This is a genomic window from Brachybacterium sp. GU-2 (genome assembly GCF_030866705.2).
GTDB lineage: Bacteria > Actinomycetota > Actinomycetes > Actinomycetales > Dermabacteraceae > Brachybacterium > Brachybacterium conglomeratum.
This window is the reverse complement of record NZ_CP133037.2, coordinates 2,674,515-2,700,542: the sequence shown is the minus strand read 5'-3', so window position 1 is coordinate 2,700,542 and position 26,028 is coordinate 2,674,515. Positions and strand designations below refer to the sequence as shown.

Below are 26,028 nucleotides of genomic sequence, written 5' to 3'. Positions count from 1 at the left end.
CTCCGCAGTGCCTCCGCGAAGGAGGTCCGGGAAGGGGCCCGAGCAGGAGGTCCGCAGATTTCTGACCCGCCGGGGTCGGTGCGAGCGATCGCATCGGCCTCGGCGGGTTGTTGCGTGGGTGGGGGCAGGACGGGACGGCGCGGGGTGCGGGCTGGACGGGGCAGACCGGGCAACACGCGATCGAGACCTGAGTTTGTGACGGTATGAGGCCCAATACCGTCACATCTCCACGTCTCGGCGGCGGGAAGCGACGTCGTGGACCCGGCCGGCGCGGGGCCGGTGAGCTTTTGTGGCCGTGAGGACTCATCTGCGGGCTCGCATGAGTCGCCGCAGGCACAAAACTTTCGGCCCGAGCGAGGTCCTGCATGACGCGCCGTCGCAGGTCGGCCGGTCAGCAGACATGGGCTTTCGAGCACGCCATTCGCCCATGTTCGCTATCCCTGCGTCGTGGATCTGTCCACCGGCCTGCCCGCGGTCGGGCCGCGTCGACTCGGCGTCGGACCGCTCCCCTAGCCTGGGCGCCATGACGTCCCCGCAGCCTGCCGTCTCGCCCGACACCCCGCCGAGCGCCGCCCTGCACTCGAGAGATGAGGGCAAATCTGCGCACGCCGGGGCTGAGGGCAAATCTGCGCAGGCCGGGGACGAGAAGCTCTCGCGTCGGGTCGACCTCGTGATGGAGGGCGGCGGGGTCAAGGGCATCGCCCTGGCCGGCGCCCTCGAGGTGCTCGAGGAGCGCGGCTACCGGGTGAACCGGGTGGCGGGCTCCTCCGCCGGCGCGATCGCTGGAGCGCTGGCCACCTCTGGGATCGCCGGCACGGAGATGGTGGAGATCCTGCGCGGAACGGACTACCGCGAGTTCGAGGACGGCCCGTGGTGGACCCGGCCGATGCTGGGCAAGGGCCTGGCGATCCTCACGCACCTCGGTGTGCATCGCGGGGACGCGCTCGCGGCCTGGCTCGAGCAGCAGCTGGAAGAGCACGCAGGACCGGAATGGACCGGCACCTTCGCGGATCTGCGCTACCGCGACCCGGACCCGGCCCAGCAGCTGAGCGGAGCGCAGGCCTTCCGGCTGGTGGCGACCGCCTCGGATCTGAGCGCGGGCCGCCTGCGCTATCTGCCGACGGACGCTGACGCCTTCGGCACCGGGCCGGAGCAGCTGCGGGTGGTGGAGGCGGTGCGGGCCTCGGCCTCGATCCCGCTGTTCTTCCGCCCCGTGCGGTGGAAGAACACCCACGGCAGGACGTCCGTGCTGGTGGACGGCGGGATGCTCTCGAACTTCCCGACCTCGGTCTTCGACCGCCCAGGCGGCGAGCCGCCCCGCTGGCCCACCTTCGGCCTCAAGCTCTCCGCGAAGCCCGAGGCGGACTTCGGTGTGCGCAACCACATCCGGGGCCCGCTCTCCTTCGGCAAGGCAGTGGTGGACACCGTCACCGGGTTCTACGACCGGATGCACATCGACGCCACCCACGCCGTCGCCCGCACCATCTTCATCGACACCGCCGCGGTGCGTCCCACGCAGTTCGACCTCTCCGAGGACGAGCGTGAGCTGCTGTACCGCAAGGGTCGTGAAGCGGCGACGACGTTCCTCGACGGGGACGAGGCGCACGAGGCGTGGGACTTCGAGCGGTACGTGGCGCGGTTCCGGGCATAGGCGCCGGAGCCGGCTGCCGCGTGCCGCCATGCACACCGGCTCGGGGCGAGCGGCATCGAGACGCCGTGTCCGGGCTGCTCGCTGTGCGGGAGGATCGCACCGCTGCGACCTCCCGGATCCCTCCTGCGCGGAAGCATCCTTCTTCCCGCGGCATCGTTCCCGCACCGCCCGCTCATGCGGTTCTCCATGACCGCGGTGCGCAGCCAGGTGACGATGGCGATCCAGGTGGCGCCCGAAACCAGCCCCGCATCGGCGGAGGCCATGATGACGGAGAAGAACGTCAGCCCCCTCAGCACCGCGATACTGAGGTGCATGCCGAGCAGGATGATCAGCTGGGCGAGGATCTCGCGGCAGGGCTGCCAGCAGTGGGAGCCGAGTCATCACCTGGTTCATCGACGCCGACACTCCGACTACGGGGTCCCCATGATGCGCATCGCCACCGGAGAAGTACGGGCTCCACCGGCTCAGTCCCCGCCCCCGTCGGAGGGGGCCGAGGTTCTCGGGGCGACTCCACCTGATTCGACCAGTTCGGTCACCTCGTCGTCGTCGAGGATCCGCCAGGGCGAGGTGCTCGCGTCGGCGTGAGCGCTCTCGGGGCTGTCGCCCTGGGTCCACCAGCGGGCCTGGTAGAGGGTGCCGTCGAACAAGACGATCTCTCCGCCTTCATAGGTGGCGGATCCGGTCCATGCGGGCGCGATGTCGTCGGGCACCTCGAGGGTGGGGGCGGGGGTCTCCCCTGCGAGAACCGGCCCGATCAGGGTCCATGGCGTCTCGGAGTCCTGGAGCACGGGGTTGTCAGGCGCCTCGCCCTCGTTCCACCACTTGGCGATGTACACGTTGCCCCGCCACACCACCTTCGTGCCGGCGGTGTAGGCGTTGCGTTCGCTCCAGAACTGGTAGGGGCTGAATCGGGATGACAGAGCAGGAGCGCGGGCACGTGTTCGAGAACTTCTATCGCACCGAGCATGTGCGCAACGCCGCGGTCCCCGGCACCGGGCTGGGGCTCGCGATCTCCCGCGGATTCGTGCGCGCCCACGGGGGCGACATCACGGTCGCCTCGGAACGGGGCGTGGGTTCGAGCTTCACGGTGCGCCTGCCCGTCGAGGGACCTGCCGAGGAATGACCGCCGCCCGGAACTCCTGGCCTCTGCCGTAGTGCATTCCTCGCGGGAGGTCGACGTCGCCTCCATCGCCACTCCCACTCCTTCCACGGGGGTGCGCTTTCCTGCTCTCGGACGGCGTCACCGCACACGCGCCGAGACCCGCACTGCGGAGCCGCATGGGTTCTCGGAGATGTCCTCCACGAGTTCGAGCGAGAGCAGACGGTGATGCCTGTAGAGATCGATGCGATCGCGAGCCGTCGTCTCTGCACCAAGGACATCGCAGACGGCCCCGTCGGTGTCGAGCAGATCGGCACGAATCCGGGCGCTGGTGATGCTGCCCTCCTCGTCCAGCGCACCCTCGGCACACCAGGCGCGACCGTCCTTGCGAGAGCCGTTGGCAATGGTGCAGGTGGTCAAGTGAAGGGATGCGAGTGCTCGCACTTCGTCATCGGCATCACCCAACGGCATCTGCGCCACCAGGACTGCCTCGTCGGAGCCGTCCGCGAGAGTGCGCGGAAGGCCTTCCTCTTCGGCGGCGAGCGCACGGCCATGCACCGGTTCCGCGTGCCAGCTGGAGCACCCCTGGGACTGACGGCGCGCATCGCGCATGAGCGCCGCGCCGCCGCGAGAGCTGACGTCCGCTCTGCCATCTACGGTCTGCGCGATCTCCGTGCTGCTGCGGCGCTCTCGCACTCCGGTGCCCGCGGCTCAGGAGCGCCGGTCGGTTTCCGCGGAAAGATCGGCCGACGGGCTCGAGGGACCGGCGGCGGGGTCCTCCTGGCTGCGTCCGGCGCTCTCGCGCAGGTTCCGGCCGCGCTCGACGTCCGCCGCGTACTTCTTCGCCTTCTTGTCGCTGGCCTTGGTGTCGCGCGGCGGCAGCTGCAGCTCCTCCTCCGCGGGTATGCCGGCCTGCAGCTCGCGGCCGCGCTCGATCTCGCTGTCCACCTCGGCACCGAACAGCAGGATCACGTTGATCAGGTAGATCCACAACAGCAGGATGATCACGCCGGCCAGCGCGCCGTAGGTGGCGTCATAGCTGCCGAAGTTCGAGACGTAGAGGAAGAAGCCGACGCTCGCGAGCACGGCGACGGCGATCGCGATCAGCGCACCGAGGCTGACCCAGCGGAACCGGGGCTGCTGCACGTTGGGCGTCGCGTAGTAGAGCAGCGCCACCACCAGCACCACGATCGCGGCCAGCACGAACCACTTCGCGATATTCCACACCGTCACGGCGACCGAGCCCAGGCCGATGGCGCTGCCCACGGCCTCGGCGACGGGCCCGGAGAGCACGAAGATCAGCAGACCCACCGCACCGAGGATCAGGAACAGCGCGGTCAGCAGGTACATCTGCAGGTTGAGCGCGATCGCCCCGCGCCCCTCGGGCACGTCGTGGATGATGTTCATCGCCCGGCCGAAGGCCTTGGTGTAGGTCGAGGCCGACCACAGCGCCGTGATCAGGCCGATGATCAGGCCGAGCCCGGCGGCGGGCGCGGTGAGGATCGATTCGAGCGCGGGGCGCACCGTCTCCCAGGCGTCGGGCGGCACGATGCCCTCTGCCTGGTCGAGCACCGAGGTGACCGACTGCTCGTCCTGCCCGAAGAGGCTGAGGATCGACACCAGCGCGATCAGTGCGGGGAAGATCGACAGGACAGCGCGGTAGGTCAGGCCCGCGGCGAGGTCGGTGCAGGCGTCGGCCGAGAACTCTCGGATGGTGGTGCGCAGCACGTACTTCCACGACGGTGCGGTCACCTCCGCAGGCGAGTCCGGCTTGCGGGGATCCTCCGGGTCGGGTGCGTCGGCGGGGTGGGCGTCGGGCTCGGTGCTCTTCGCGGTCATGCTCGCTCCTCTTTCCTGCTCGCGAGCGCGGGCCGAGCCCTGGCGGGACCCGCACAGGCCCCTCGAGGCCCGCAGCGGGGCGCCCGCACTCCTGAAACGATCAGACCACGCGATCGGCGCTGCGGGCACGTCCTGGGCGACGCCACGGCGTGCAAGCGAGCGCACCCGCTGGTGGGGCGCGGTGCGACCACCGTGACCGTCCGGTCGGGTTCCTTCACAAGATGCCTGCGATCGCCGCAGCGTCGCAGGTGAGCGCCGGATGCTGTGGATCTCTGCGGCCCGTCCCGGCCGGCTCCCGACTGAGCGGACCGTGACGTCCCTAAGCTGTGGCCAGTACCACGGACGGGCCGGGCGCGCCTCGCCCCGGCCCCCGCGGCCCCCGCTCCGGGCGGGCGCCGCGGACACTGCGAAGGGAGCACGTTGTGACCACCTCTCGACCCCCGGGGAACCATCCGTCGCCGACCTCGTGGACCGATTGTCGGAGCAGACCGCACGACTGGTGCGGGACGAGCTGAAGCTCGCCCGCGCCGAGTACACCGAGAAGGCCAAGCAGGGCGGGACCGCCGCCGGACTGTTCGGCGCAGGCGCGATCCTCGCCTGGTTCGGCGTCGGCACGCTCCTGGCCACGCTGATCCTGGTCCTGGCGCTGTTCCTGCCGGCCTGGGCCGCGGCGTTGATCGTGACCGTCGCCGTGTTCATCGCGGCGGGGATCGCCGCACTGCTCGGCAAGAAGAAGGCCGAGGGCCTCACCCCCGCGCCGGAACGCACGGTCGAGACCGTGCGCCGCGACGCCCACGAGATCAAGGAGCGGATCTGACATGTCCCCCGCAGCTGCCACGCCCGGCCAAGACGAGAACGCCCGCGTGAACCCCGGCGCCGGCGAACCCCGCGAACCGGCCGACGACGCGAGCCCCGACGAGATCGAGGCCGACATCGCGCGCACCCGCCGCGAGCTGGGCGAGACGGTCGAGGCCCTCTCCGACAAGCTCGACCCGAAGGCGCAGGCCGATGAGCAGATCAACCGGCTCACGCACCGCGCCCGTGAGCAGGTCGACCACGCCCGCGAGAGCGCACAGTCCACGCTCGCCCACGCCCGGCACACAGCCACCGACCCGGACAGTCCCGTCCCGGCGCTGCTCGCCGCGGTCGCCGGCGCGAGCGTGTTCGCCGCCGTCGGCCTGCTGATCACCCGTCGGCGCTGACCCGGCCCCTCCCGGCCGCACCCGCCACACTGCACTGCACTGCGCGAAGGAGCACCTCATGGCCCATCGGAAACCCACCAGCACGTCCGCGAAGATCCTCTACCGGCCCGTCGGCCTGGCGAGCGGGATCCTCAGCGGCGCCCTCTCCGGAGTGCTGTTCAAACAGCTCTGGAAGGTCGCCTCTCCCTCACGGTCGAAGGACACCCCCAAGGCGCTCGAGTCCGAGTTCCCGCTGCGGGAGATCCTCATCGCCGCCGCGCTCCAGGGCGCGATCTACGCGACGGTCAAGGCGCTCGTGGACCGCGGCGGAGCCCGAGCCTTCGAGAAGACGTTCGGGGAATGGCCCGGCGACTGACCCGTCCGGAGACACCACCGGACCGATCGACCAGGAGACGAGGAACCGAGATGACCAGCACACCGATGCACCACCCTGACGACGAGGCGCGCCCCGACCCGGAGGTCCAGGGGGAGCAGAGCTCGTCGACGGACGAGACCGAGGACCTCGTCGACGAGCGCACCAAGAGGCTTTCCCGCGAAGAGGCCGAGCAGCACGACGACATCATCGAGGCGCAGCAGGACGAGATCGATGCGGAGGAGCGGACCGAGCCCGGAAGCGGCTACGGGCACTGACCCGTCGATCAGCGCGGCGCCGTCGGGCAGGCCGGGGGTTCGTGCCGGCTGAGCCCGACACTGCAGGCCCCGGCGGCGAGGCCCCCTCAGAGCGGTCGCGGAAGACCCGGGACGGACCGACCCGGCCGTGCGTACTATGGGGCCGTCTCCGCCCCTCACCGGCAAGGCTCCTCGATGTCCTCTCTGCTGCGACTGTCCGGACCGGCGCTCGCGCTCGGTGCGCTCCTGATCATCGCGACGGTCTCGCTGGGGCGCGGGATCGGCCCGCTGTACCTGCTGGGCGTGGCGCTGGTGGTGCTCGGGGTCGCAGGGCAGCTCCTGCAGGGCCGCCGTCAGCACCCCGCGACGGACCGGGAGCCGATCCCGGTCGCGCTGCCCGTGGCCGGGCGGTGGCGGGGCCTGAACTCGCCCGCCTCGAAGGTCCCCTCGCACACCCACAGGCTCGGCCAGACCTTCGCCATCGACATCACCTACGAGCCCGAGGGCGCCTCGCCCCGCGCCCTGGATCCTCTGTGGGCGCCGATGCGTCGGCCCGAGGGGTTCCCGTCCTTCGGGCAGGAGGTGCTCTCCCCGTTCGACGGCGAGGTGATCGCCGTGCACGGCACGAGCCGCGACCATCTCAGCCGCCTCTCCCTGCCGGGCATCGCGTACATGGTGCTCGAGGGGTTCGTGCGTAGCCTCGGCGCGCCGAGGCACCTGCTGGGCAACCACGTCATGGTCCGCGCGGCAAGCACCGGGGCGGCCGACGGGACGGTCGCGGTGCTCGCCCATCTCCGGCGCGGCTCGCCCACGGTGCGGGCGGGCGAGCGGGTGCGGGCCGGGCAGGTGCTCGGACAGTGCGGGAACTCCGGGAACTCCTCCGATCCGCACGTCCACTTCCAGCTCATGGACGGGCCCGACATCACCACTGCGAAGGGTGTGCCGTTCACCTGGCGCTATCTCGACGAGGAGGGCGCGGTGCGGACCGGGGTGCCCACGAACGAGGAGCTGTTCACCGCAGTCGCGGAGGAGGCCGCCCGCTGATCCCCGCGCGGCGCCCGTCGGTCACGGCTCGTCGCCCATGGCGCCAGCTCAGCGGCCGATGACTCCCAGGTATGCGGCGAGCGCCTCGGCCTGGTCCCTCACGACGAAGCCCGTCGCCTCGATCTTCGCGAGGTCCAGCACCGAGCTGCGGGGGCGCGGCGCGATGGTGCCGTCGCCCTCGGCGCGCCCCTGGGCGGCGTAGTACTCGGCCGTCGGCACCGGGGTGACGCGCTGCGGGTCGTGGCCGGTCAGCGCATAGACCTGGCGCGCGATCCCGGCCCAGCTCGTCGGCTCCCCGCCGGCGCTGAGGTTGTACACCCCGGGCTCGGGCCGCACCGTGAGCAGATGCTCGATCGCGGCGGCGAGGTCGGTCGTGAACGTGAGGCGGCCGACCTGGTCGTCGACCACGCTCGGGTCGATGCCGCGCTCGGCGAGGCTCGCCATGGTCGCGATGAAGTTCTTCCCCTCCCCCACCACCCAGCTGGTGCGCAGCACGAAGTGCCCCGGCAGGGTCGCCACCAGCCGGTCGCCGGCGGCCTTGGTCTGCCCGTAGACGCCGAGCGGGGTCAGCGGCTCCGCCTCGTCATGGACCTCCGCGGTGCCGTCGAAGACGTAGTCGCTCGAGACGAGCACGAGCGTCGCGCGCTGCGCGCGGGCGGCCTCGACGAGCCGGGCGACGCCGTCGACGTTCACGGCCCAGGCCTCGGCCCGGCCTTCCGGGGTTTCGGCGGCGTCGACGGCGGTGTGCGCGGCGGCGTTGACGATCGTGCCGTACGGGGTGAAGTCGAACCCCGCGACAGATTCCTCCGACGCGATGTCGAGCCGGTCGCGGCCGACGAGGTCCACGTCGGCCCGCCCGTGCCAGCGCGCGGCGAGCGCGCGGCCCAGCTGCCCGTTCGCGCCGACGACGAGGGTGCGGCGCGGCGGGACCGGGACGACGTCCGCCAGGCGCGGATGGGCGAGGTCCTTCTCGGAGAGCTCGGCCTCCGCGAGCGGGATCGGCCAGGGGATCGCGGCGGTCTCGTCGCCGAGGTTCAGGAAGGTGTACTGCGACTGCGCGGCCGCGGACCAGTGGTCGTTGACCAGGTAGGTGTAGGCCGAGGGCGCCTCGAGGGTCTGGAAGGCGTTACCCACTCCGCGCGGCACGAAGATCGCTACCTCGGGGGTGATCTCGTGCCAGTACACGGCGCCGAAGGAGTCGCCCTCGCGCAGGTCCACCCAGGCGCCGAAGACGCGCCCGGTGGCGACGGAGATGTACTTGTCCCAGGGCTCGGCGTGGATGCCGCGGGTGACGCCGGGGGCCTGGTTGAAGGAGATGTTGTTCTGGACGGGGCCGAAGTCCGGCAGCCCGGCGGCGAGCATCTTCTCGCGCTGCCAGTTCTCCTTGAACCAGCCTCGCGCATCCCCGTGGACGGGCAGGTCCACCACCAGGAGGCCGGGGATCGGGGTCTCGTGGACGACGGGCAGCGCGGTCACTGGCCCACCTGCGCGTACTTCGCCTCGGTCGCGGCCTTCTGCGGGCGCCACCAGTCCTCGTTCTCCCGGTACCAGTCGACGGTCGCGGCGAGGCCGGCGGCGAAGTCGCGGTACGCAGGCGCCCAGCCGAGCTCCTCGCGCAGCTTGGTGGAGTCGATCGCGTAGCGCAGGTCGTGGCCGGGACGGTCGGTGACGTGGTCGAAGTCATCGGCCTCCCGCGCCATCAGCTGCAGCAGCATCTGCACGACCTCGAGGTTGTTCCTCTCCCCGTCGGCGCCGATCAAGTAGGTCTCCCCGATGCGGCCCTTCTCCAGGATCGTCAGGACCGCGGAGGAGTGGTCGTCGGCGTGGATCCAGTCGCGCACGTTCTCGCCCTTGCCGTAGAGGCGGGGGCGGATCCCGTCGATCAGGTTTGTGATCTGGCGGGGGATGAACTTCTCCACGTGCTGGCGGGGGCCGTAGTTGTTGGAGCAGTTCGAGATCGTCGCTCGCACCCCGAAGGAGCGCACCCAGGCGCGGACCAGCAGGTCGCTGCCGGCCTTCGTCGAGGAGTACGGGCTCGAGGGGTTGTACGGGGTGCTCTCCGTGAACCGTTCGGGATCATCGAGCTCGAGGTCGCCGTAGACCTCGTCAGTCGAGATGTGGTGCAGGCGCGTGCCGTGCTTCCGCGCGGCCTCGAGCAGTGTGTACGTGCCGATGAGGTTCGTCTGCAGGAACGGGCTCGGGTCGTCGAGCGAGTTGTCGTTGTGAGACTCGGCGGCGTAGTGCACGATCGCGTCACCCTCGCCGGTGAGACCAGAGGCCAGCTCGTCCACGAGCGTGGCATCGGCGATGTCGCCCTGGACCAGGCGCACCCGATCCTCGGGGAGCCCGGCGATGGAGGCCGCGGAGCCGGCGTAGGTGAGCTTGTCCAGCACGGTCACGCGCGCGTCGGTATGCGCGAGGACGTGGTGGACGAAGTTGGAGCCGATGAAGCCGGCGCCGCCGGTGACGAGCAGGTGGGGGGACATCAGCGGGAACCTCCGAGGACGCGTTCGCGATCGAGGACGTCGAGCAGGTAGCGGCCGTAGCCGGACTTCACCAGCGGCTCCGCCCGCTCGCGCAGCTCCTCGTCGGAGAGGTGGCCCATCCGCCAGGCGACCTCCTCGGGGGAGCCGATGGACAGGCCCTGCCGCTTCTGGACGGTGGCGATGAACTCGCCGGCCGCGGCGAGGTCGTCGAAGGTGCCGGTGTCGAGCCAGGCGGTGCCGCGGGTGAGCACCTCGACCTGCAGCTGGCCGTCCTCGAGGTAGCCGCGGTTCAGGTCGGTGATCTCCAGCTCGCCGCGGTCCGAGGGCCGCAGCGCCTTCGCCCGCTCGACGACGGTGTGGTCGTAGAAGTACAGGCCCGGCACGGCGAGGTTCGAGCGGGGCGCGGCGGGCTTCTCCTCGAGCGAGAGCGCACGGCCGTCCTCGCCCATCTCCACCACGCCGTAGGAGCGCGGGTCGCTGACCCAGTAGCCGAACACCGCGGCGCCGTCGACCTCCGCGTAGCGGCGCAGCTGGGTGCCCATGCCCTGGCCGTAGAAGAGGTTGTCGCCGAGGATCAGCGCGCAGCGCTGCCCGTCCAGGAACTCCTCCCCCAGCACGAACGCCTGCGCGAGGCCGTCCGGGGAGGGCTGGACGGTGTACTCGAGCTCGACCCCGAAGCGGGACCCGTCGCCGAGGACGCGGTGGAAGGTGGCCTGGTCCTCGGGGGTGGTGATGATCAGGATCTCCCGGATCCCCGCGAGCATCAGGGTGCTCAGCGGGTAGTAGATCATCGGCTTGTCGTAGACGGGCATCAGCTGCTTGGAGACGCCGAGCGTGAGCGGGTGCAGCCGGGAGCCCGTGCCGCCCGCGAGGATGATTCCGCGCATGTGCTCATGATGGCAGGCAAGAGGCGGAATCCTTCGTCCGTTCCGCGGGATGTGGCCGACACGGCAGGGCGGCCGCGGCAGGCGGGCGCCGACGCCTTCGAGGACGTCGTGGGGGCGCCCCGCCGGTGCATCGCCCGGGGCTTCCCCCACCCCGGTCCGTGCAGGTCGTCCGGTCGTTCCGGTCCCCGGCACCTCATACGCTGGCCTCCATGACCTTAGCCGGCCTCCTCGCCTTCCTCGGCCTCGCCGTGGTGACGATGGACGTGCTCGGCGGCGTGCTCGCGATGGGGATGCTGCTGCGCGGCGGCACGATGCGGCACCTGCTGGCCTTCGCCGCGGGGTACGGCGCGGTCGTGGTCGCGGCGACGCTGGTGCTGCACCCGCTGCTGACCCTGCTGGGACGCTGGCTGCATCCCGTGCTGGAGTCGAACGGCGCGATCGGCGCGGTCGAGGCGGTCGTGGGCCTCGCGCTGATCGGGTTCGGCGTGCACCAGTTCCGCGCCGCCTCGCAGCCGCCCGGACCGCACGGCGCGCTCGAGGAGAGGGCCGCTCCGGCGCGTCTGGCCACCGTCCCGCTGGTCCTCGGCGGGGTGGCCTTCGCCGGGACCGCGCTGGCCGATCCGGCGTTCACGATCGCCGTCGGGATGGCGTCCCAGGAGCAGCACCTCACGCTGCGGATCGCGCTGCTGGTGGTGTGGAACCTCGTCTACCAGCTGCCGCTGGTGACGGTGGTCGTCGCCGCCGCCGTCGGCCGCCACGAGCAGGTCGTGGCGCGGCTGCTCGAGATCTTCTCCCCGCGCCGCCGGATGCTGCAGACAGTGCTGGCGACCGTGCTCGTCCTGGCCGGCCTCGCCGTGCTGGCCGACGGCGCGGTCGCCCTGCTGGGCGGGCACGTGCCGTGGCTGCGCCAGCTGATCATGCTGCGGTGAGCGGGGCCGGGCGCTCGGCAGCGGAGCCGCCGCGGACGACGCCCCGCCCCGCCCGATCTCATCCCCGCGCGAACAGCCCCAGCGCGTCCCAGGCGACCCAGCCGCCCTCGGCGAGCTCGAGCTCGATGACGTTCTGCCCCTCCTGCAGCGCGGCGGCCGGGACGGGCAGCTCGAGCAGGGCGCGGCGCAGCGGCGTGCCGGGCACGGTCGCGTCGCCCTCGCGGGAGCCGCGGGTCGCGCCGACCGGCAGCTCGAGCTCGGTGACGTGCTCGCCGTTCGCCGCGATGCGCAGCAGGCCGCCGAGGCGGGTGGTGTCCACGAGCCAGAGGGCCAGGTCGTGGTCCTCGCTCGGTGCGCTCTCGAGCGTGACGGTCCAGCGGGCGCGGTAGGCCTTGCTCCCGGCCCAGGCGTCTCCTGGGCCGGGCAGGAGGTAGGGCCAGGCCTCGCCGGGTGCGTCGGTCCCGTCCACGTACTCGATCAGCGCATCGGGGAACCGCTTGGGGATCTGCGCGTAGGAGGCGGGGGCGAGGAGGTGCTCGAGGGTGCGGCCGTCGAAGTCCCCGATGGTCGCGACCGGGGTCCCGGTCGCGGTGACCGAGGGCTCGGAGGCGGCGGTGACCGGGGCGGAGGGCTCGCCCCGCTCCCCCGCGTCGGTGACGGCGAGGACCGCGTAGGTCCAGGTCTCGCCGGCGACGTCGAGGCCGGTGTGCCGGAAGCGGGGGTAGACGGTCTTGGCCAGCAGCGCGGACTCATCGGCCGTGTCGGGGGCCGTCCCGCCGGGCAGGCCGTAGATGCGGTAGTGGTCGATCAGCGGGTCGAAGCCGAGCGAGTCCCAGGAAAGGGAGATCGCGACGAGGGCGGGCTCGGCGGCGAGGCCGGTGACGACGGCGGGGCGCGGGCTCATGGCGGTGCTCCTTCGTCCGGCTCAGGCCGGGATCAGGCGGGGCTCGCCCGCGGGGGTGGTGAAGCGGGCGGTGAGCTGCTTCGGGGCGGTGTCGTCGGCCTCGATCCAGTCGACGACGTGGAAGCTGGAGACCATCTCCTCGGGGGTGAGGCGCACGTGGACGTAGCCGCGTCGGCCGTCGTAGAGCTTCACGTGGTCGTGCCGGGTCCAGGTCTCGGGGCTGCCCGCGTCCTCGGCGCCGTCGCCGTCGGAGGCGACCGAGGTGCACACCAGCTCCACGCCGAGGCGCTCCTCGCCCGGGTCGTCGGGGTCGGCGGGGATCTCGGCGGCGACGTGCTTGTGGATGTCGCCGGTGAGCATCACCGGGTTCTGCGCCTCGGCCATCTGGGCGAGCAGGCGCCGGCGCGCCGCCGGATAGCCGTCCCACATGTCGGTGCTCTTCTCGTTGATCGGCACCAGCACCACGCCGTTGGCGAGCAGGTTCCAGGTCGCCTCGGAGCTCGCGAGCCGCTCCCCGACCCACTCCTCCTGCGCGGTGCCGAGGATGGTGCGGTCCTCGCGCTGCTGCTCGGCGGCGTCGGCCGGCTCCGCGTCGCGGAACTGGCGGGAGTCCAGCAGGGAGAGGCGGGCGAGCGTGCCGACGTCGAAGCCGGCGGTGATGTCGGTGTCCGGGCCCTCGGGCAGCGCGGCGACGTCCAGCGGCATGTTCTCGTAGAACGCGCGATAGGCGACCGCGATCCGGTGGGCGAAGTCCTCCTCGCCGATGCCGGTGTCGGAGAGGGGGCCGGTGTAGTTGTTCTGCACCTCGTGGTCGTCCCAGACGGCGACCGCCGCGGCACGGGCGTGCACGGCCTGCAGGTGCGGATCGGACTTGAACAAGGCGTAGCGCAGGCGGTACTGCTCGAGGGTCTCGATCTCGACGCGGTGCGCCTCGCCCACCTCGGCGCCCTGGCGCCACAGGTTCGTCTCCGTGATGCCGTACTCGTAGATGTAGTCGCCGACGAAGACGACCAGGTCGAGGTCCTCCTCCGCCGCGAGGTGGCGGTGGGCGGTGAAGTGGCCGTGGTACCAGGCCTGGCAGGAGACGAGCCCGAAGGAGAACGACTCCGGGGTCTCGCCCGCACCGGGCAGGGTGCGGAAGCGGCCGACGGGGCTGAGCTCGCGCCCCACCCGGAAGCGGTAGAAGTGCTCGGTGCCGGGCTCGAGCCCCTCGACGCGCGGGTGCACGGAGTGGGCGAGGCCGGGCTGGGCCAGCGCCCGGCCATGCGCGACGATGCCGCGGAAGTCCTGGTCGGTCGCGACCTCCCAGCGCACCGTCACCTCCTTCAGCGGCATCCCCCCGTGGCCGTCCTCGGCCAGCGGCTCGGGAGCCAGACGCGTCCACAGCACGGCCCCGTCGGGTCGCGGGGCGCCGGAGGCGACGCCGAGGGAGAACATCCCCTCGGTCCCCGGCGGCGGGGCGGCCTCGACGGAGGGGGCGTCGATGCCGAGCGCGAGCATGGCGGCGGAGGCGCCGCTGAGCTGGAGCAGGCGGCGACGGCTGACGGGGGCGGCGGTGGGCGCGCTGGGCATGGGGACTCCCGGTCGGGGGCAGGGGTGCTCCCTCACCGTCTCCGTCGCAGATGGACGCGGGATGAACCGCGGCGAACATCGGTCGGACGATCCCGCAACGCCTCGCCCGATTCCCGACACAGCGTGCTCAGGGCCCCGGAGGACTCAGCCGATCCCGTAGTGGGCGTGGAAGAGGCCGACAGTCAGGATCTGGCGACGTCGTCACGCGGCGGTCAGCTCGACGCTGCGCGTCCTGCGCGCCGGTGGTGCACGATCCGGTGCGGGTCACCCCGAGAGAACTGTCCGCAGAGAGGAATCGTCCGGCGAGCGCTGACCACTCGGCCGAACCCGCTCAGGCCGCTCGCGCACCCTCTCGCTCCCCCTGCAGGGCCGCCCCGGGCGGGACGGCGCCTTCGGCGAGATCCAGGAGCGCATCCAGCACCTCGTGCGCCACCCAGACCTGGCCCGCTCACCGACTGCGAACACTCGGAGTCGGCGGACCCTCGGTATGCCTCGCGCGAATGTACCGTTGATGTCAAGACCGTCGGTCGTCCCGGGCCACGGCCGATCACCCGCACGGCAGGAACGGAGCCGAGATGACCGATGACGTAGTCGCGATGGATCGACAGGAGCTCCAGGATCTCCTCCTGCACAGCGACGACATCTCCGCGTTCCTCGAGGACTTCACCGCGATGCTCGCTCGGGAGATCTCAGATGGCGACGCCCCGGCGTGGTGCGCGGTGACTCTGCTGCGGAAGAGGAAGGCGAGCACCGCCGCGGCCTCCGGGCTCGAGGCGCAAGCCCTCGACGAGCTGCAGAACAGCTTCACCGACGGGCCGTGCATGACGGCGATCCGGGAGGACACCGTGATCAGGGTGGGTCACGTGCGCGAGGACACGCGGTGGCCGGACTATCTCCCCGCGGCCGCGGAACAGGGCGTGCGCTCCATCCTCGGCGTCCCTTTCGAGGTGGACGACGATGCCTGGGCCGGCCTGAACGTCTACTCCCCCGCGCCCCACCATTTCGAGGCGGACGTGATCGCGAGCATCCAGCAGGAGGTCGACCGGGTCTCGGGCGCCCTGCGTCTCGCCATCCGCCTGGCCTCGCATCGCGAGGCCGAGCACGACCTGCACGCCGCGATGAGCTCCCGCACGGTGATCAGCCTCGCGGCGGGGATCATCATGGGCCAGAACCGCTGCACCCACGCCGAGGCGATGCGCATCCTCAAGGACGCCTCCAACCACCGCAACGTCAAGCTCCGCGAGCTCGCGGACGACCTCGTCTCCTCCCTGGACCCGGACTACCTCGAGAACCACTTCCGCGCGTAGGACGGCCCCTGCGGGTGCCCGAGGGACGCGGACGGCATGCGGTTCCGGGCCGGGCACCACGTGGTGGTCGACCGCACGCTCGATATCCATACGATCGGTCCGGCCTCTTCAGGTCGGGACCCGAGCGTGCCAGGGTGGGACGCACACACCGAGATTCCGAACATCGCCTCCTCGAGGAGGTGGGCGTGATGGCGAACCACATGTACGCCGCCGGCCTCGTCTCCATCGGCGTCTCCCTCGTCCACAGGGGGGATGTCGGCGATGAAGGCCGAGGCCTCCCGCGCACAGGCCGACCGCTGGGACCTGTTCGTCGGCGAGTGCGCACCGATCTCCTTCGCCATGGGCAGCGCGCTCGGGCTCGAGGAGCAGGGAGGCCTGCCGCACCGCGACAAGGGCTGACCGCAGGCGCCCATCGTCCCGTGCCGGAAGGCAGGCCTACCCTCCCGAACGTCCGCGCACCTCTGGACCGGGGAGAGTGGAAGCCTTCATGACACTTCACAAGCATCACAACTCCGAGATCTTCCCGCGCAGATGCGAGGTCCGTCGATGCACGGCACCACCGCAGACGTGGTACTCCGCCGGGAGCTTCGAGTACGAGATATGCGGCAGGCATGAACTCGAGCTGCGTGCCGGCGAGCCCTACTCGGTCGACGAGGGAGAGATCCTGGTGGGTCAGGACGCCACCGGCGAGCTCCTCGCTGTCGAGGTGGATCGGACGGCGGGCAGCGTTCTGCTGCGCCTCGGCCGGTTCGGTGCGGTGAACCAGGTGGTGCGCCTCGAGATGCCGTCGGGGCTGGGCTCCGCACTCGATGCTCTCGGCGCCGACGAGAGCGCCCTCTCCGACCGCTATCGGGACGACCGCTGAGTCACGTGGTCGAGGGCAGGGCGGCCCAGGACCACACCGTCGTCAGTCGGCCGAGAGCTGCTCCTCGAGGAAGAAGATGTCCACCTGCATGGCGAGGTCCTTCAGCGGCGCATCGTCATGTGAGCGGTGCTGCAGCGGCTGCACGGTCTTCTCACGAACGGCGAGGTTGAGCACCTGGGCGAACAGGGCGCGGCCCGCGAAAGCCGCATCCGTTCCGGCACGCAGGAGCCCCTGCTCGGCGAAGCTCGTGAAGCAATCCTCCAGGATGTGCTCGTGCACCTTCCGAAGCCTCGCCATCCGGAAGCGACCGGGGTGGTCCTCGCTGACGGATTCCGCGTCCAGCGTGGCGAGCAGACGAATGGGAAGAGCAGCGGGGTGCCAGAGCTCGACCAGCCCCTGCAGCAGCGCACGCCGGCTCGCGCGCAGCTCCGGAGCGCGGTCCAGGGCGCTCTGGGCGTGCTCCTCGAGTCGGTCGATCACGCCGTCGAGCAGCGCGGTCTTGCTGTCGAAGTGGTGCAGCATCCCGGAGTGGGAGATACCGATGTGCTTCGAGATCTCGCGCAGGCTGGAGCCGTTATAGCCGTGGTCCGCGAACATCTCCGCTGCACCGTCGATGATCTCCTCGCGGCGTCCTCGAGCACCGGTGCGGATCTCGGGGGGTTCCTCCCCTGCCGGTCTTGCCGACGTCGTGGCGCCCGACCCTTTCGCGATGGGCGGCGGGGCCTCCGCACTGTCGACCGTGGATCCTTGTGCAGACATCGTTCTCCTCATCTGTGGTCCCGCGGGGCCGAGGCGGCAGCCGACGACCTGGCTGCAGGCGCCGACCGCGAGCGGTGTCATGACGCCGTGACTGAAGATTACTGCACATCCGCCATGACGCAGCCCGTTCTCCGCGATCACCTGCACGGACGCTCGCGACTCCCGGGGCCGATGATCGGTTGCGCACACTCGCCGTCCACGCCGGTCCTTCCTGCGCACGTCCGACCCGGCCACGATCCGATCGGTCCGTGTCCTTCTCAGCGACCGAGTGCATGCGTAGCGTGCGAGACAGCGCACGACTCCGAGAGACCCGGCGGAGGTCGGGCCGACCGGTTCCCTACCGTCCCCCCTCAGCCTCACCCCGACGTCGACGCGCTGAGGACCAGCGGGCACCGCTCGGGGGCGATGCTGCTGGGCCTGGACCGGATCTCGCGCGTCCACAACGCCCCGCCCCTGCCCGACACGACCACCCGACACCGACAGGAGTCAGCACGATGACCGAGAACCAGCACGAGCACATCGACCCGAACCCGGCCCGCCCCTCCCAGGCGGAGGGCGAGGCGCAGGACGAGGAGAAGCCCTCGAGCGGCGCCGCTGAGGAAGCCGACGCCGCCCAGTCCGGCACCGAGCCCGACGATCCGAGCTCCCGCCGGCCCTCCCAGGCCGAGGGCGAGCCGAACGACTGAGGAGAGGAGGGCCCATGGGCATCGGCATCCCGCAACGGCCCCCACCGCTGCGTCCCCCGGGGACCGCGAAGGGCCTGAAGTTCGCCGCACTCCAGCTCGGCGCCAGAGCCCTCCAGTCCGCCGCGCCGCTGCGCGGGTTCGACGCCTACCTCGTCGGCTTCCATCCTGCGAAGGACTCGCCGGACATGCAGATGGAGGCCCATCACTACTGCAAGGTCGTCGACGACGACCTCATCCAGTGCGTCCTCTTCGACGGCAACACCTCCGAGGCGAATCTGATCGGCATCGAGTACATCGTCTCGGAGTCACTGTTCGACACCCTCCCCGAGGAGGAGTGCGGGTACTGGCACCCGCACAACTACGAGATCCTCTCCGGCCAGCTGATCGCTCCGGGTCTGCCGGCGTTCGCGGAGCAGCAGCTGATGGCCGAGCTGGTGAACTCGTACGGGAAGACCTGGCACACTTGGCACACGGGACGGCATGACAAGAGAGGCGGGCATCCGCTCCCCCTGGGCGACCCGATGCTGATGTGGTCGTTCAACCGCGACGGAGAGAGCGACCCCGACCTCGCCTCCGATCGCGCCCGGGTCCTGGGCCTGGACCCCGACGCGACCCGGGAGCGGCGGCAGCAGCTGCTCGACCGAGCGCATCCTCAACGCGGCGTCGACGCCCTCGCGTCCGAGTTCTCCGGCACGACCCCGATCCCCGGGGTGCGGGAGGCCGCGCCCGGGCACGGTCGTGACGAGGCACCGGACGCGTCACCGGCTCCCCGGCCCGATCGGGACGGCTGACGCCGGCGCGATCCCCGCGACGCCGATGCCCCTCACGACCGGAGGCTGCCCGCCGTCTCCGGCGACTGCGCGCCCCGGTGCCGCAGCGACAGCGCGCCGCCGACGGCGAGGGTGACGAGCACGCCCAGCAGCGGGTACCACTGCCAGGCGACCCACACCTCGCCGATCACGTATTTCTCCATCACGAAGAAGAACGCATTGACCGCGACGGCGAGCACGAAGGCGATGTTCGCGTCGGCCGACCGGGCCCGCCCGTTCACGATCCCGAGCACGAAGGCGCCCAGCAGCCCGCCGTAGGTGATGCCGGCGACGCCGAGGGCGAGCACCACGATGCTGCCCTCGTCGGAGCGGAAGATCGTGGCCGGGGCGATGAAGGCCAGGCCCCAGCAGATCGTGGCCCAGCGGCCGATCCGCAGGCCCTCTGCGTCGCTGAGCGGGGTGCGACGCAGCTTCGCGACCACGTCGGTGACGGTCGAGGAGCTCAGCGCGGACAGCGAGGAGGAGAGGGTCGACATCGCGGCGGCGAGGATCCCCGCGAGCAGCAGCCCGGACAGCCCCGTGGGCATCTCCTCGACGATGAACAGGGGGAAGATCTCGTCGTCGCGGGTCAGGCCCAGCTCCGCCGGGGCGGTGGCGCCGTACCAGCCCCACAGTGCGAGCCCCACCAGCAGGAAGATCCCGAACTGCACGGAGACGATCACGCCGGAGACGATGATCGCCTTCTGCGCCTCGGCCTTCGAGCGGCAGGCGAGCAGGCGCTGGACGACCAGCTGGTCGGAGCCGTGGGAGGCCATCGCGAACACCGCGCCGCCGAGCACGGAGACCAGGAAGGTGTCATCGCCGCTGAGCGGGCTGCCGGACCACACGAGGACCTGGGTCTTGCCGGCCTCGGCCGCCGCGCCCAGCCAGCCGGCGCCGATCGACGAGACCACGATGATGATCGCGATCAGGCCGCCGACCACGTAGAGCAGCATCTGCACCACGTCCACCCACACCACGGCCGTGATACCGCCGATGAAGGTGTAGAGGATCGTGACCACGGAGAGGATCACCGTGATCGCGAAGTAGGAGAGGTCCACTCCCAGCCCGTCGAGGATCACCTTCAGGGGGATCGCCGCGGCGATCACCCGGATCCCGTCGGCCATCAGACGGGTGATCAGGAAGGTGACCCCCGCGGTGGTCTGGGTGCTCGTCCCGAACCGCTTGCCGAGGTAGGCGTAGGCGGTGACCATCTCGCCGTCGTAGTAGCGCGGCAGCATGAAGAAGGCGACCACCACCCTGCCCAGGATGTAGCCGAGCCCGAGCTGCAGGTACGAGAGGTTGCCCAGGTAGCTCATCACCGGGATCCCGATGACGGTCAGGGCGCTGGTCTCGGTGGCGACGACGGACAGGCACACCGCCCACCACGGCAGATCTCGCCCGCCCAGGAAGTAGTCCTTGAGCCCGGTCTGCTTCCCGCTGAGCTTCAGGCCGAGCCAGGCGGTGGCGGCCAGATAGGCCGCGATCACCAGCAGGTCGATCGTCTGCATGTCCGCTCTCCTTCGAGGTCCGCTGTCGACGGCGGCCCCGTGGTGTCGGGCGGTCGGCGGACGATCCGTCGGCGCGAACGACGCGGGGCACGGCCGTCTATTGGTTCACACCCGGGCCGACGGGGCAAGCCCGGGACGATGCCGGGTCCGCGGCCCCCGACGGCCGAGCGCCCGGCTCCTGTCCGACGGGCACCCGGTCTCACGCGGCGGGGCACCCCTGCCCTCCTGAGCTCGCCGTCCTCGACATCACCGCCGACGGACTCGTCCGCACCCGCCCCCGGCGTCACCGAGGACGAGGTCCGTGAGGTCACCCAGCCGTTGTCCATCCTCCGCCTCGCCGGCTGAAGGCCGCCGCGCGCCCGGGCCGGGCCTGCACACGAGCCCGACCGGCGGGCCCGACCGGCGGGCCCGGCCGACGGGGCCGGACGCGGGTCAGCCCTCCTCGCGCTTCTCACCGCCGCCGGTCTCCCCGCCGCCGTCGCTGGACGGCGGGGAGTCGCTTGGCGGCGGGGAGTCGCTGGGCGGCGCGGTCGGGAGCGGTATCAGCACTCCCGGGCCCTGCGACGCCGGTGGCAGCGTGGGCCCGGGACCGGACCCCTGCTGCGGCGGCATCGGCCTGATGATGATCTGCCCGCTGTTGCCACCGGTGCCGCCCCCGGAGCCGTCCTGGAAGGGAGTGCTCTCCGTCGAGGTGCCGCCGCCGGGCCCTCCGAGGGCGCCCTCGCCGACCACGATCTCGGGGTCCGTGTCCCCGGGCGGGAGGGTCGGCCGGGGCAGGCCGGGCAGCGGGACCTGGGCGGGACGGTCCGGCGGGGTGGGGCGGGTCTCCGGGTCCTTCTCCGGGTCGTCCGTCGTGCCGCCGCCCGTCGGGGAGCCGCCCGTCGGCGTCTCGCCGCTCGAGGAGCCGTCCGTCGGGGCATCACCGGTCGGCGGCTCACCGGTCGTGGGGTCGCTCGTCGGAGTGCCGCCCGTCGCGGAGCCCCCGGTCGGGCCGTCAACGTCGGAAGAGTCCGGGGAATCGGTCGCGCCGGCCGCACCGGCCTCGCGCGCATCGCCCGTCGGGGCCTGCGGCACGTCGGGGTCGCCGGTCTCCTGCCCCGCCCCGGACGGTGCGAGACCGGTCGGCGAGTCGGGCAGCGCGGGGTCCTCGTCGGCGGTCCCGGTCGGCGTCGTCGTGGTGCCTGCCTGGTCCTCGCCCACCGCAGGGAGCTGCACCGGGGTGGCGGCGCCGTCGGCCGTGGAGGGCGTTGTTCCCGCCGTTCCCGTGCCGCCCTGGGAGGACGGGGAGGCGGTCGTCGCGGCATCGTCCTGCGCCTGGCCGGCCGCGGCCCCCTCGCCGTCCTCGGGCTCATCCTCGTCGGTCCAGGTCGCCGCGGTGCCCAGCACCGGGCCGCTCACGCTCGAGGGGTCCAGCAGCACCATGCCGCCGCCGACCGCGGCGGCGATGGCCACGGCGGTCGCGAGCGCCCCCGCGTGGGCGGAGACCGCGGACCGGAGAGCGCCGAGACCGCCTCCCCCGGCCCCGACCGGCTCCAGGGCGCGCAGCGCGGTGCGCGGTGCGGGCGTGCCGTCGGCCGCGGGGCCGACGGCGGCCACGTCGGAGGTCAGGTGCTCGAGCAGCAGCGGCGAGCCGAGCACCACCGGCAGCAGCACCGAGCGCATCTGCACGGCGAGGCCGCGCAGCTCCTCACGCGCGGCGGCGCAGCGCGGGCAGACCGCGAGGTGCCGCTCGACGCCCCCGGCCCGGGCGCGCGTGAGGCGACCGCGCTCGAGGTCGTCGAGATCCCGGGCGGTGCTGCGGCAGAGCGGGGACGCGTCGGCGGTGTCGAGATGGGCCTCGAGCCAGGCGGCGCGCAGCCCCTCGCGCGCCCGGCGCGAGAGCTGGGAGATCGCGTTCGGGCTGCGACCCAGCTGCGAAGCGAGGGCGCGGGGCGTCTCCCCCTCGACCTCGGTCAGCCACAGGATCCGCTGCCAGGTCTCGGGCAGGCGGGCGAAGGCGGTGCGGACCAGCTGGCGGTTCAGCAGCTCGTCCACGCCGTCGGAGGAGACGAGGCGGCCCGGCGCGGCGCGCTCGAGGTCCTCGACCGCATCCTCGTGGGCGCGGCGACCGCGGTCCACGGCCTCGTGGCGCACCACCCGCATGAGATAGGGCGCGAAGCCGCGGCGCGGGCCCGCTCCTCGCAGGATCGACTTGAGGATCTTCAAGAACGCCTCCTGCGCGACGTCGTCGGGGTCGTGATGACCGGGGAGGCTCCGCGCCAAGCGCAGCGCCTCGTGATGATGACGGTGGTACAGCTCCGCATAGGCGCCCGTGTCGCCTGCGCGCACGGCGTCGAGCAGGGCCTCCTCGGAGAGCGCCTCGGAGGCGCCGCCGCGGCGCCGAGGACCCGACTCCGACTCCGACTCCGTCATCTTTCGGCCCTTCCCTTCTCGGAGCCGCGACGTGCGGCTCCACCGGTGACGCCGCCGACGACCCTCACCGAGGACCACGGACGACTTGTCCCATTATGTCCTCTTTGTGTAGAAGATCACCAGTTGGTCACGAATCCGGCGACGCGCGTCATGAACCGGGTGCCGGCGCGTGGAATGGCCGGGCGCCCACCGGGGGCGCCCGGCCCTGAACCTGCGGAGAGTCATGAGCAATATCGAGCTGACGGATGTCGACGGGGACGCCCTGACGATCTACATCCGCGACGAGTCCACGTGGATCACGTGCACCAGCGGCGCCGAGGAGGTGACCGTCGGCCCCTTCCCCACCCATGTGGTGCGGTCCGTCGTGGACCGCGGCTTCGAGGTCGAGGGCGGGACCCTCTCCGCCCTGGTCCGCCGCACCTCGCAGGCGGGCATGCGCCTGACCGACCAGATGCGTGAGAGGGCCTGGGAGGCCTTCGCCCAGGAGAACGGCCTGCCTGGCGAGGCGGACCCCGCGACCCGCGAGGCGCTGGACCGGGCGCTCGAGGCCGCGCTCGCACCGCCGGTCCGCACCCCGGCAGCGGAGGCGCTGGTCGGCGACCTGCGCCGCGCCGCCGTCACGATCACGGACGTCGAGGGCCTCGCCGATCACCTGATGGCGAACGGCTACCGCAAGGGCGCCGCCTCCTGACGGGCGATTCCGCACCGGAGCGTCGACCCGGCCTCTGGATGGGGATCCGCCGGGGTCGACGGGAAGGGCCGGCCGGGCCACCACAGGGGCCCGGCCGGCCCGCTCCTCGCGCCGCGTATCCTGCGGGGATGCCGCTGCCCCGTGACCTCGTCCGCTCCCTGCCCAAGGTCGTCCTGCACGACCACCTCGACGGCGGGCTGCGCCCCGCGACCGTGATCGACCTGTGCCGCGAGCTGGGGATCGACCCGCCGGGCGCGGGCGCGCAGCAGGTCACCGAGCAGCAGGTCCCCGGTGAGCAGGTCACCGAGCAGCAGGTCGCGGACTGGTTCCACGACGCCGCGGACTCCGGCTCGCTGCCCGAGTACCTCTCGACCTTCGAGCGCACCGTCGCGCTCATGCAGTCCGCGGCGCAGCTGCGCCGGATCGCGCGCGAGTTCGTGGAGGACATGGCGGCCGACGGGGTCGTGTACGCGGAGACCCGCTGGGCGCCGCACCAGCACACGGAGGGCGGACTGTCCCTCGACGAGGCGGTCCAGGCCGTGCAGGACGGGCTCGACGAGGGCGTCTCGGCGGTCGAGGCCCGCGGAGGCCGGATCGTGGTCGGCCAGCTGCTGTGCTACCTGCGCCATCTCGAGCCGAGCGACGACCTGGTGGAGATCGCGCTCGCGCGGCGCACCGACGGCTCGCGCCCCGGGGCGCCCGTCGGCTCCGCGGGAGTGGTGGGGCTGGACCTCGCCGGCCCCGAGGCCGGCTTCCCCGCCTCCCGCTTCCGCGCGCAGTTCGCCCGCGCCCGGGCCGAGGGGCTGCGCGTCACCCTCCACGCCGGGGAGGGCGACGGCCCCGCCTCGATCGCCGACGCGCTGGAGACCGGTGCCGAGCGGCTCGGCCACGGGGTGCGCCTGGTCGAGGATTTCGACGGCGACGGCGGCGACGCCCTCGGTCCGGTCGCCGAGCGCGTGCACCGGGAGCAGATCTGCCTGGAGGTGTGCCCCAGCTCGAACCTGCAGACCGGGATCGCCCGGACGATCGCGGAGCATCCCGTCGGCCGCCTCCACGCGACCGGCTTCGCGCTCGCGCTCAGCAGCGACAACCGGCTGATGAGCCGCACCGGCACCACCCGCGAGACGGCGCTGGTCGCGGAGGCGCTGGACTGGGGCGTCGACGAGCTCGAGCAGGTCGCGCTCACCGCGCTCGCCAGCGGCTTCGCCCCGGCGGCTCAGCGGGAGGCGCTGCGCGAGGAGGGCGTGCGTCCCGCCTATGCGGCGGCGCGGCGAGCGGGCTGACCGGAACGCATCAGCCCGCGACGACCTCGCGCAGGATCTCCAGATAGGTGCGTGCGAGCTCGTCGTCATCGGCGTGCTCGCTCACCCAGTCCCGCCCGCTCGCCCGCACCGCGGTGCGGGAGCGGTCCGCGGCAAGTCCGCGCCACAGCTCCACCAACGCCGCCACGTCCTCGGGCGGCAGGACGTCCCCGGCCCCGGAATCCCGGACGATGTCCGCGGCCTCCCCCTCCAGAAGCGCGGTGACATGGCGGCCGGTCGCGAGGATCTCGTACAGCTTCGAGGGGACGGTCCAGGCGAACGGCGCCCACGACCGCAGCGACACCACGACCGAGTCCGCCCAGGCGTACTGCGCGCCGACCTCTCGGTGCGGGATCCGAGGCAGCACCTCGACCGGGGCCTCCAGCTCTCGGGCGAGTGCTGCGAGCGCGGGAGCGGCCACCCCGTGCCCTACCAGACGCACTCTCAGCGAAACCCCCTCGCGTGCGAGCACCGCCGCCGCCCGGACCACGGTCTCGAGCCCCTGGGAGCGGCCCATGTTCCCCAGGTACAGGCAGCGCAGCTCGGCGTGGTCGCCGGGGGAATGGTCCCGCTGGGCCCGGACGCGCGAGAGCTCGGTGCCGTTGCGGACCACGTGGACAGTCGAGACCCCGCGCTCGCGCAGCACCTCAGCGAAGCGGGAGGTGGTGGTGACCACCGCATACGCCTCGGTCTGCCAGTCGGTGACCTGACGGTGCACTACCCGCTTGGCGAGCGCCACGACGCTGCTGCGCAGACGTCCGAGGGAGAGGACGCGGGCCGCTCCCTCACGCCGTCCCGGCCGCTCTCCGGCGTCGCCAGCGGCGCGGACAGCGGCCACGACCGCCCCGGGCACGACCCGCGCGGCACCGCCGACCTGCGTGACCAGGTCCGGCCAGGCGTCGCGCATCTCCACCACCAGCGGCACACCCCACCGTGCGGACAGCAGTCTCCCGACGAGGAGGGTGGGGATCGCGGGGGCGGTCGCGACGATGACCTCCGGCCGGTCCTCCGGGCGGTCGAAGCGTCGACGCAGACGCCACAGGGCATCGAGGGCGGTGACCAGGTGGTCCGCGGTGCGGGTCCCGATGTCGCCTCGATGCGGCAGGTAGGCGGTGCGCAGCACGGTCTCGCCGTGCGCGCCGTGCTCCGCTCCGCCGACCCGGTGGTCACGCCGCTGCTCGACCGTCGGGCGACCGGAGGGATAGTGCGGGGCGGGGGCGGCGACCGTGACGCGATGACCCGCCGCGATGAAGCGGCTGACCAGCGCGGACCAGCGGCGCTGGGGAGCCCCGTACTCGGGGGCGTAGTAATGGGTCAGGACCAGGATCCTCATCCCGCTCCTGCACCTCGGAGCTCTCCGCGCACAGCCACGACCATGGAGTCTACTCATCATTCGGGCAGCCTCTGCGTCGGCACCCCGTCGGGCGCCCGGCTCAGCCCGCTCGTCCCGCCGCGCCAGGCTCAG

The 26,028-nt window shown here is 72.1% G+C and carries 27 protein-coding genes; 15 read left to right on the top strand and 12 right to left on the bottom strand.

What is annotated here, in order from left to right; translation table 11 throughout:
• Nucleotides 1-523 precede the first annotated feature (523 nt).
• Nucleotides 524-1,651: a patatin-like phospholipase family protein gene (locus RBL05_RS12265; protein WP_308739228.1), complete on the top strand. Its 1,128-nt coding sequence runs from the start codon at nucleotides 524-526 to the stop codon at nucleotides 1,649-1,651.
• A 464-nt stretch (nucleotides 1,652-2,115) separates the two neighbouring features.
• Here RBL05_RS12265 and RBL05_RS12260 read toward each other — a convergent pair whose 3' ends face one another.
• Complete coding sequence (locus tag RBL05_RS12260) at nucleotides 2,116-2,502, bottom strand: carbohydrate-binding protein (RefSeq protein WP_318603661.1); 387 nt, start codon at nucleotides 2,500-2,502, stop codon at nucleotides 2,116-2,118.
• Nucleotides 2,503-2,564: 62 nt separating this feature from the next.
• On the opposite strand from RBL05_RS12260, the gene RBL05_RS12255 reads away from it, so the two are divergent.
• Nucleotides 2,565-2,774: an ATP-binding protein gene (locus tag RBL05_RS12255; RefSeq protein WP_308739230.1), complete on the top strand. Its 210-nt coding sequence runs from the start codon at nucleotides 2,565-2,567 to the stop codon at nucleotides 2,772-2,774.
• A gap of 117 nt (nucleotides 2,775-2,891) precedes the next feature.
• Here RBL05_RS12255 and RBL05_RS12250 read toward each other — a convergent pair whose 3' ends face one another.
• Together RBL05_RS12250 and RBL05_RS12245 are read right to left on the bottom strand one after the other, a co-directional pair.
• On the bottom strand, nucleotides 2,892-3,362 hold the full coding sequence (locus tag RBL05_RS12250; RefSeq protein WP_263311349.1) for a hypothetical protein: 471 nt from the start codon (nucleotides 3,360-3,362) through the stop codon (nucleotides 2,892-2,894).
• Between the two features lie 99 nt (nucleotides 3,363-3,461).
• A complete protein-coding gene (locus tag RBL05_RS12245; RefSeq protein WP_308739231.1) occupies nucleotides 3,462-4,589 on the bottom strand; it encodes a YihY/virulence factor BrkB family protein in 1,128 nt (375 codons plus the stop codon).
• Nucleotides 4,590-5,055: 466 nt separating this feature from the next.
• Between RBL05_RS12245 and RBL05_RS12240 the strand changes: the two genes are divergently transcribed.
• The 5 genes from RBL05_RS12240 (at nucleotide 5,056) to RBL05_RS12220 (ending at nucleotide 7,444) form a co-directional block, all read left to right on the top strand.
• A complete protein-coding gene (locus RBL05_RS12240; protein WP_308739232.1) occupies nucleotides 5,056-5,406 on the top strand; it encodes a phage holin family protein in 351 nt (116 codons plus the stop codon).
• A gap of 1 nt (nucleotide 5,407) precedes the next feature.
• Complete coding sequence (locus RBL05_RS12235) at nucleotides 5,408-5,791, top strand: DUF3618 domain-containing protein (RefSeq protein WP_263311346.1); 384 nt, start codon at nucleotides 5,408-5,410, stop codon at nucleotides 5,789-5,791.
• Between the two features lie 58 nt (nucleotides 5,792-5,849).
• A complete protein-coding gene (locus RBL05_RS12230) occupies nucleotides 5,850-6,146 on the top strand; it encodes a DUF4235 domain-containing protein (protein WP_133675551.1) in 297 nt (98 codons plus the stop codon).
• A gap of 50 nt (nucleotides 6,147-6,196) precedes the next feature.
• On the top strand, nucleotides 6,197-6,421 hold the full coding sequence (locus RBL05_RS12225; protein WP_308739233.1) for a hypothetical protein: 225 nt from the start codon (nucleotides 6,197-6,199) through the stop codon (nucleotides 6,419-6,421).
• Nucleotides 6,422-6,595: 174 nt separating this feature from the next.
• Nucleotides 6,596-7,444, top strand: coding sequence for a M23 family metallopeptidase (locus tag RBL05_RS12220; protein ID WP_308739234.1), 849 nt, complete (start codon nucleotides 6,596-6,598; stop codon nucleotides 7,442-7,444).
• A gap of 48 nt (nucleotides 7,445-7,492) precedes the next feature.
• Here RBL05_RS12220 and RBL05_RS12215 read toward each other — a convergent pair whose 3' ends face one another.
• From RBL05_RS12215 to rfbA, 3 genes are read right to left on the bottom strand one after another with little or no spacing between them, the layout of a single operon-like run.
• The gene (locus tag RBL05_RS12215) at nucleotides 7,493-8,920 is read right to left on the bottom strand and encodes a bifunctional dTDP-4-dehydrorhamnose 3,5-epimerase family protein/NAD(P)-dependent oxidoreductase (RefSeq protein WP_263311343.1); all 1,428 of its coding nucleotides are present in this window, start codon (nucleotides 8,918-8,920) and stop codon (nucleotides 7,493-7,495) included.
• A complete protein-coding gene (gene rfbB, locus RBL05_RS12210; protein ID WP_263311342.1) occupies nucleotides 8,917-9,930 on the bottom strand; it encodes a dTDP-glucose 4,6-dehydratase in 1,014 nt (337 codons plus the stop codon). The genes RBL05_RS12215 and rfbB overlap by 4 nt, the downstream gene beginning before the upstream one ends.
• Nucleotides 9,930-10,817: a glucose-1-phosphate thymidylyltransferase RfbA gene (gene rfbA / locus RBL05_RS12205; RefSeq protein WP_308739235.1), complete on the bottom strand. Its 888-nt coding sequence runs from the start codon at nucleotides 10,815-10,817 to the stop codon at nucleotides 9,930-9,932. The genes rfbB and rfbA overlap by 1 nt, the downstream gene beginning before the upstream one ends.
• 209 nt (nucleotides 10,818-11,026) lie before the next feature.
• On the opposite strand from rfbA, the gene RBL05_RS12200 reads away from it, so the two are divergent.
• Nucleotides 11,027-11,746: a hypothetical protein gene (locus RBL05_RS12200; protein ID WP_308739236.1), complete on the top strand. Its 720-nt coding sequence runs from the start codon at nucleotides 11,027-11,029 to the stop codon at nucleotides 11,744-11,746.
• A 58-nt stretch (nucleotides 11,747-11,804) separates the two neighbouring features.
• Here RBL05_RS12200 and RBL05_RS12195 read toward each other — a convergent pair whose 3' ends face one another.
• Both RBL05_RS12195 and RBL05_RS12190 read right to left on the bottom strand, forming a co-directional pair.
• Complete coding sequence (locus RBL05_RS12195) at nucleotides 11,805-12,650, bottom strand: polysaccharide lyase family protein (RefSeq protein ID WP_263311339.1); 846 nt, start codon at nucleotides 12,648-12,650, stop codon at nucleotides 11,805-11,807.
• Between the two features lie 21 nt (nucleotides 12,651-12,671).
• On the bottom strand, nucleotides 12,672-14,222 hold the full coding sequence (locus RBL05_RS12190) for an alkaline phosphatase D family protein (RefSeq protein ID WP_308739237.1): 1,551 nt from the start codon (nucleotides 14,220-14,222) through the stop codon (nucleotides 12,672-12,674).
• Between the two features lie 575 nt (nucleotides 14,223-14,797).
• On the opposite strand from RBL05_RS12190, the gene RBL05_RS12185 reads away from it, so the two are divergent.
• From RBL05_RS12185 to RBL05_RS12175, 3 genes are all read left to right on the top strand, one after another.
• The gene (locus tag RBL05_RS12185) at nucleotides 14,798-15,529 is read left to right on the top strand and encodes a GAF and ANTAR domain-containing protein (protein ID WP_308739238.1); all 732 of its coding nucleotides are present in this window, start codon (nucleotides 14,798-14,800) and stop codon (nucleotides 15,527-15,529) included.
• Nucleotides 15,530-15,781: 252 nt separating this feature from the next.
• The gene (locus tag RBL05_RS12180) at nucleotides 15,782-15,928 is read left to right on the top strand and encodes a hypothetical protein (RefSeq protein ID WP_308739239.1); all 147 of its coding nucleotides are present in this window, start codon (nucleotides 15,782-15,784) and stop codon (nucleotides 15,926-15,928) included.
• Nucleotides 15,929-16,016: 88 nt separating this feature from the next.
• On the top strand, nucleotides 16,017-16,394 hold the full coding sequence (locus RBL05_RS12175) for a hypothetical protein (RefSeq protein ID WP_308739240.1): 378 nt from the start codon (nucleotides 16,017-16,019) through the stop codon (nucleotides 16,392-16,394).
• Between the two features lie 42 nt (nucleotides 16,395-16,436).
• Here the strand turns inward: RBL05_RS12175 and RBL05_RS12170 are convergent, their stop codons facing one another.
• Nucleotides 16,437-17,153: a TetR/AcrR family transcriptional regulator gene (locus tag RBL05_RS12170; protein ID WP_308739241.1), complete on the bottom strand. Its 717-nt coding sequence runs from the start codon at nucleotides 17,151-17,153 to the stop codon at nucleotides 16,437-16,439.
• A 494-nt stretch (nucleotides 17,154-17,647) separates the two neighbouring features.
• On the opposite strand from RBL05_RS12170, the gene RBL05_RS12165 reads away from it, so the two are divergent.
• Nucleotides 17,648-17,839 carry a hypothetical protein gene (locus tag RBL05_RS12165; protein WP_308739242.1) on the top strand — a complete coding sequence of 64 codons (192 nt, stop codon included), beginning with the start codon at nucleotides 17,648-17,650 and terminating at the stop codon, nucleotides 17,837-17,839.
• A gap of 14 nt (nucleotides 17,840-17,853) precedes the next feature.
• Nucleotides 17,854-18,630 carry an OBAP family protein gene (locus tag RBL05_RS12160; protein WP_308739243.1) on the top strand — a complete coding sequence of 259 codons (777 nt, stop codon included), beginning with the start codon at nucleotides 17,854-17,856 and terminating at the stop codon, nucleotides 18,628-18,630.
• Between the two features lie 32 nt (nucleotides 18,631-18,662).
• On the opposite strand, the gene RBL05_RS12155 is transcribed toward RBL05_RS12160, so the two are convergent.
• Nucleotides 18,663-20,159 carry a sodium:solute symporter gene (locus RBL05_RS12155; RefSeq protein ID WP_318603660.1) on the bottom strand — a complete coding sequence of 499 codons (1,497 nt, stop codon included), beginning with the start codon at nucleotides 20,157-20,159 and terminating at the stop codon, nucleotides 18,663-18,665.
• A gap of 432 nt (nucleotides 20,160-20,591) precedes the next feature.
• Entirely contained in the window at nucleotides 20,592-22,571 is a 1,980-nt protein-coding gene (locus RBL05_RS12150) for a sigma-70 family RNA polymerase sigma factor (protein WP_318603659.1), read from the bottom strand.
• 223 nt (nucleotides 22,572-22,794) lie between these two features.
• Between RBL05_RS12150 and RBL05_RS12145 the strand changes: the two genes are divergently transcribed.
• Both RBL05_RS12145 and RBL05_RS12140 read left to right on the top strand, forming a co-directional pair.
• Nucleotides 22,795-23,262: a hypothetical protein gene (locus RBL05_RS12145; RefSeq protein WP_308739246.1), complete on the top strand. Its 468-nt coding sequence runs from the start codon at nucleotides 22,795-22,797 to the stop codon at nucleotides 23,260-23,262.
• 128 nt (nucleotides 23,263-23,390) lie between these two features.
• Nucleotides 23,391-24,545, top strand: a complete 1,155-nt coding sequence (locus RBL05_RS12140) for an adenosine deaminase (RefSeq protein WP_308739247.1) — start codon at nucleotides 23,391-23,393, stop codon at nucleotides 24,543-24,545.
• A 10-nt stretch (nucleotides 24,546-24,555) separates the two neighbouring features.
• Here RBL05_RS12140 and RBL05_RS12135 read toward each other — a convergent pair whose 3' ends face one another.
• Nucleotides 24,556-25,896 (bottom strand): glycosyltransferase family 4 protein, encoded by a 1,341-nt coding sequence (locus tag RBL05_RS12135; protein ID WP_308739248.1) that lies wholly within the window; start codon nucleotides 25,894-25,896, stop codon nucleotides 24,556-24,558.
• Nucleotides 25,897-26,028 lie beyond the last annotated feature (132 nt).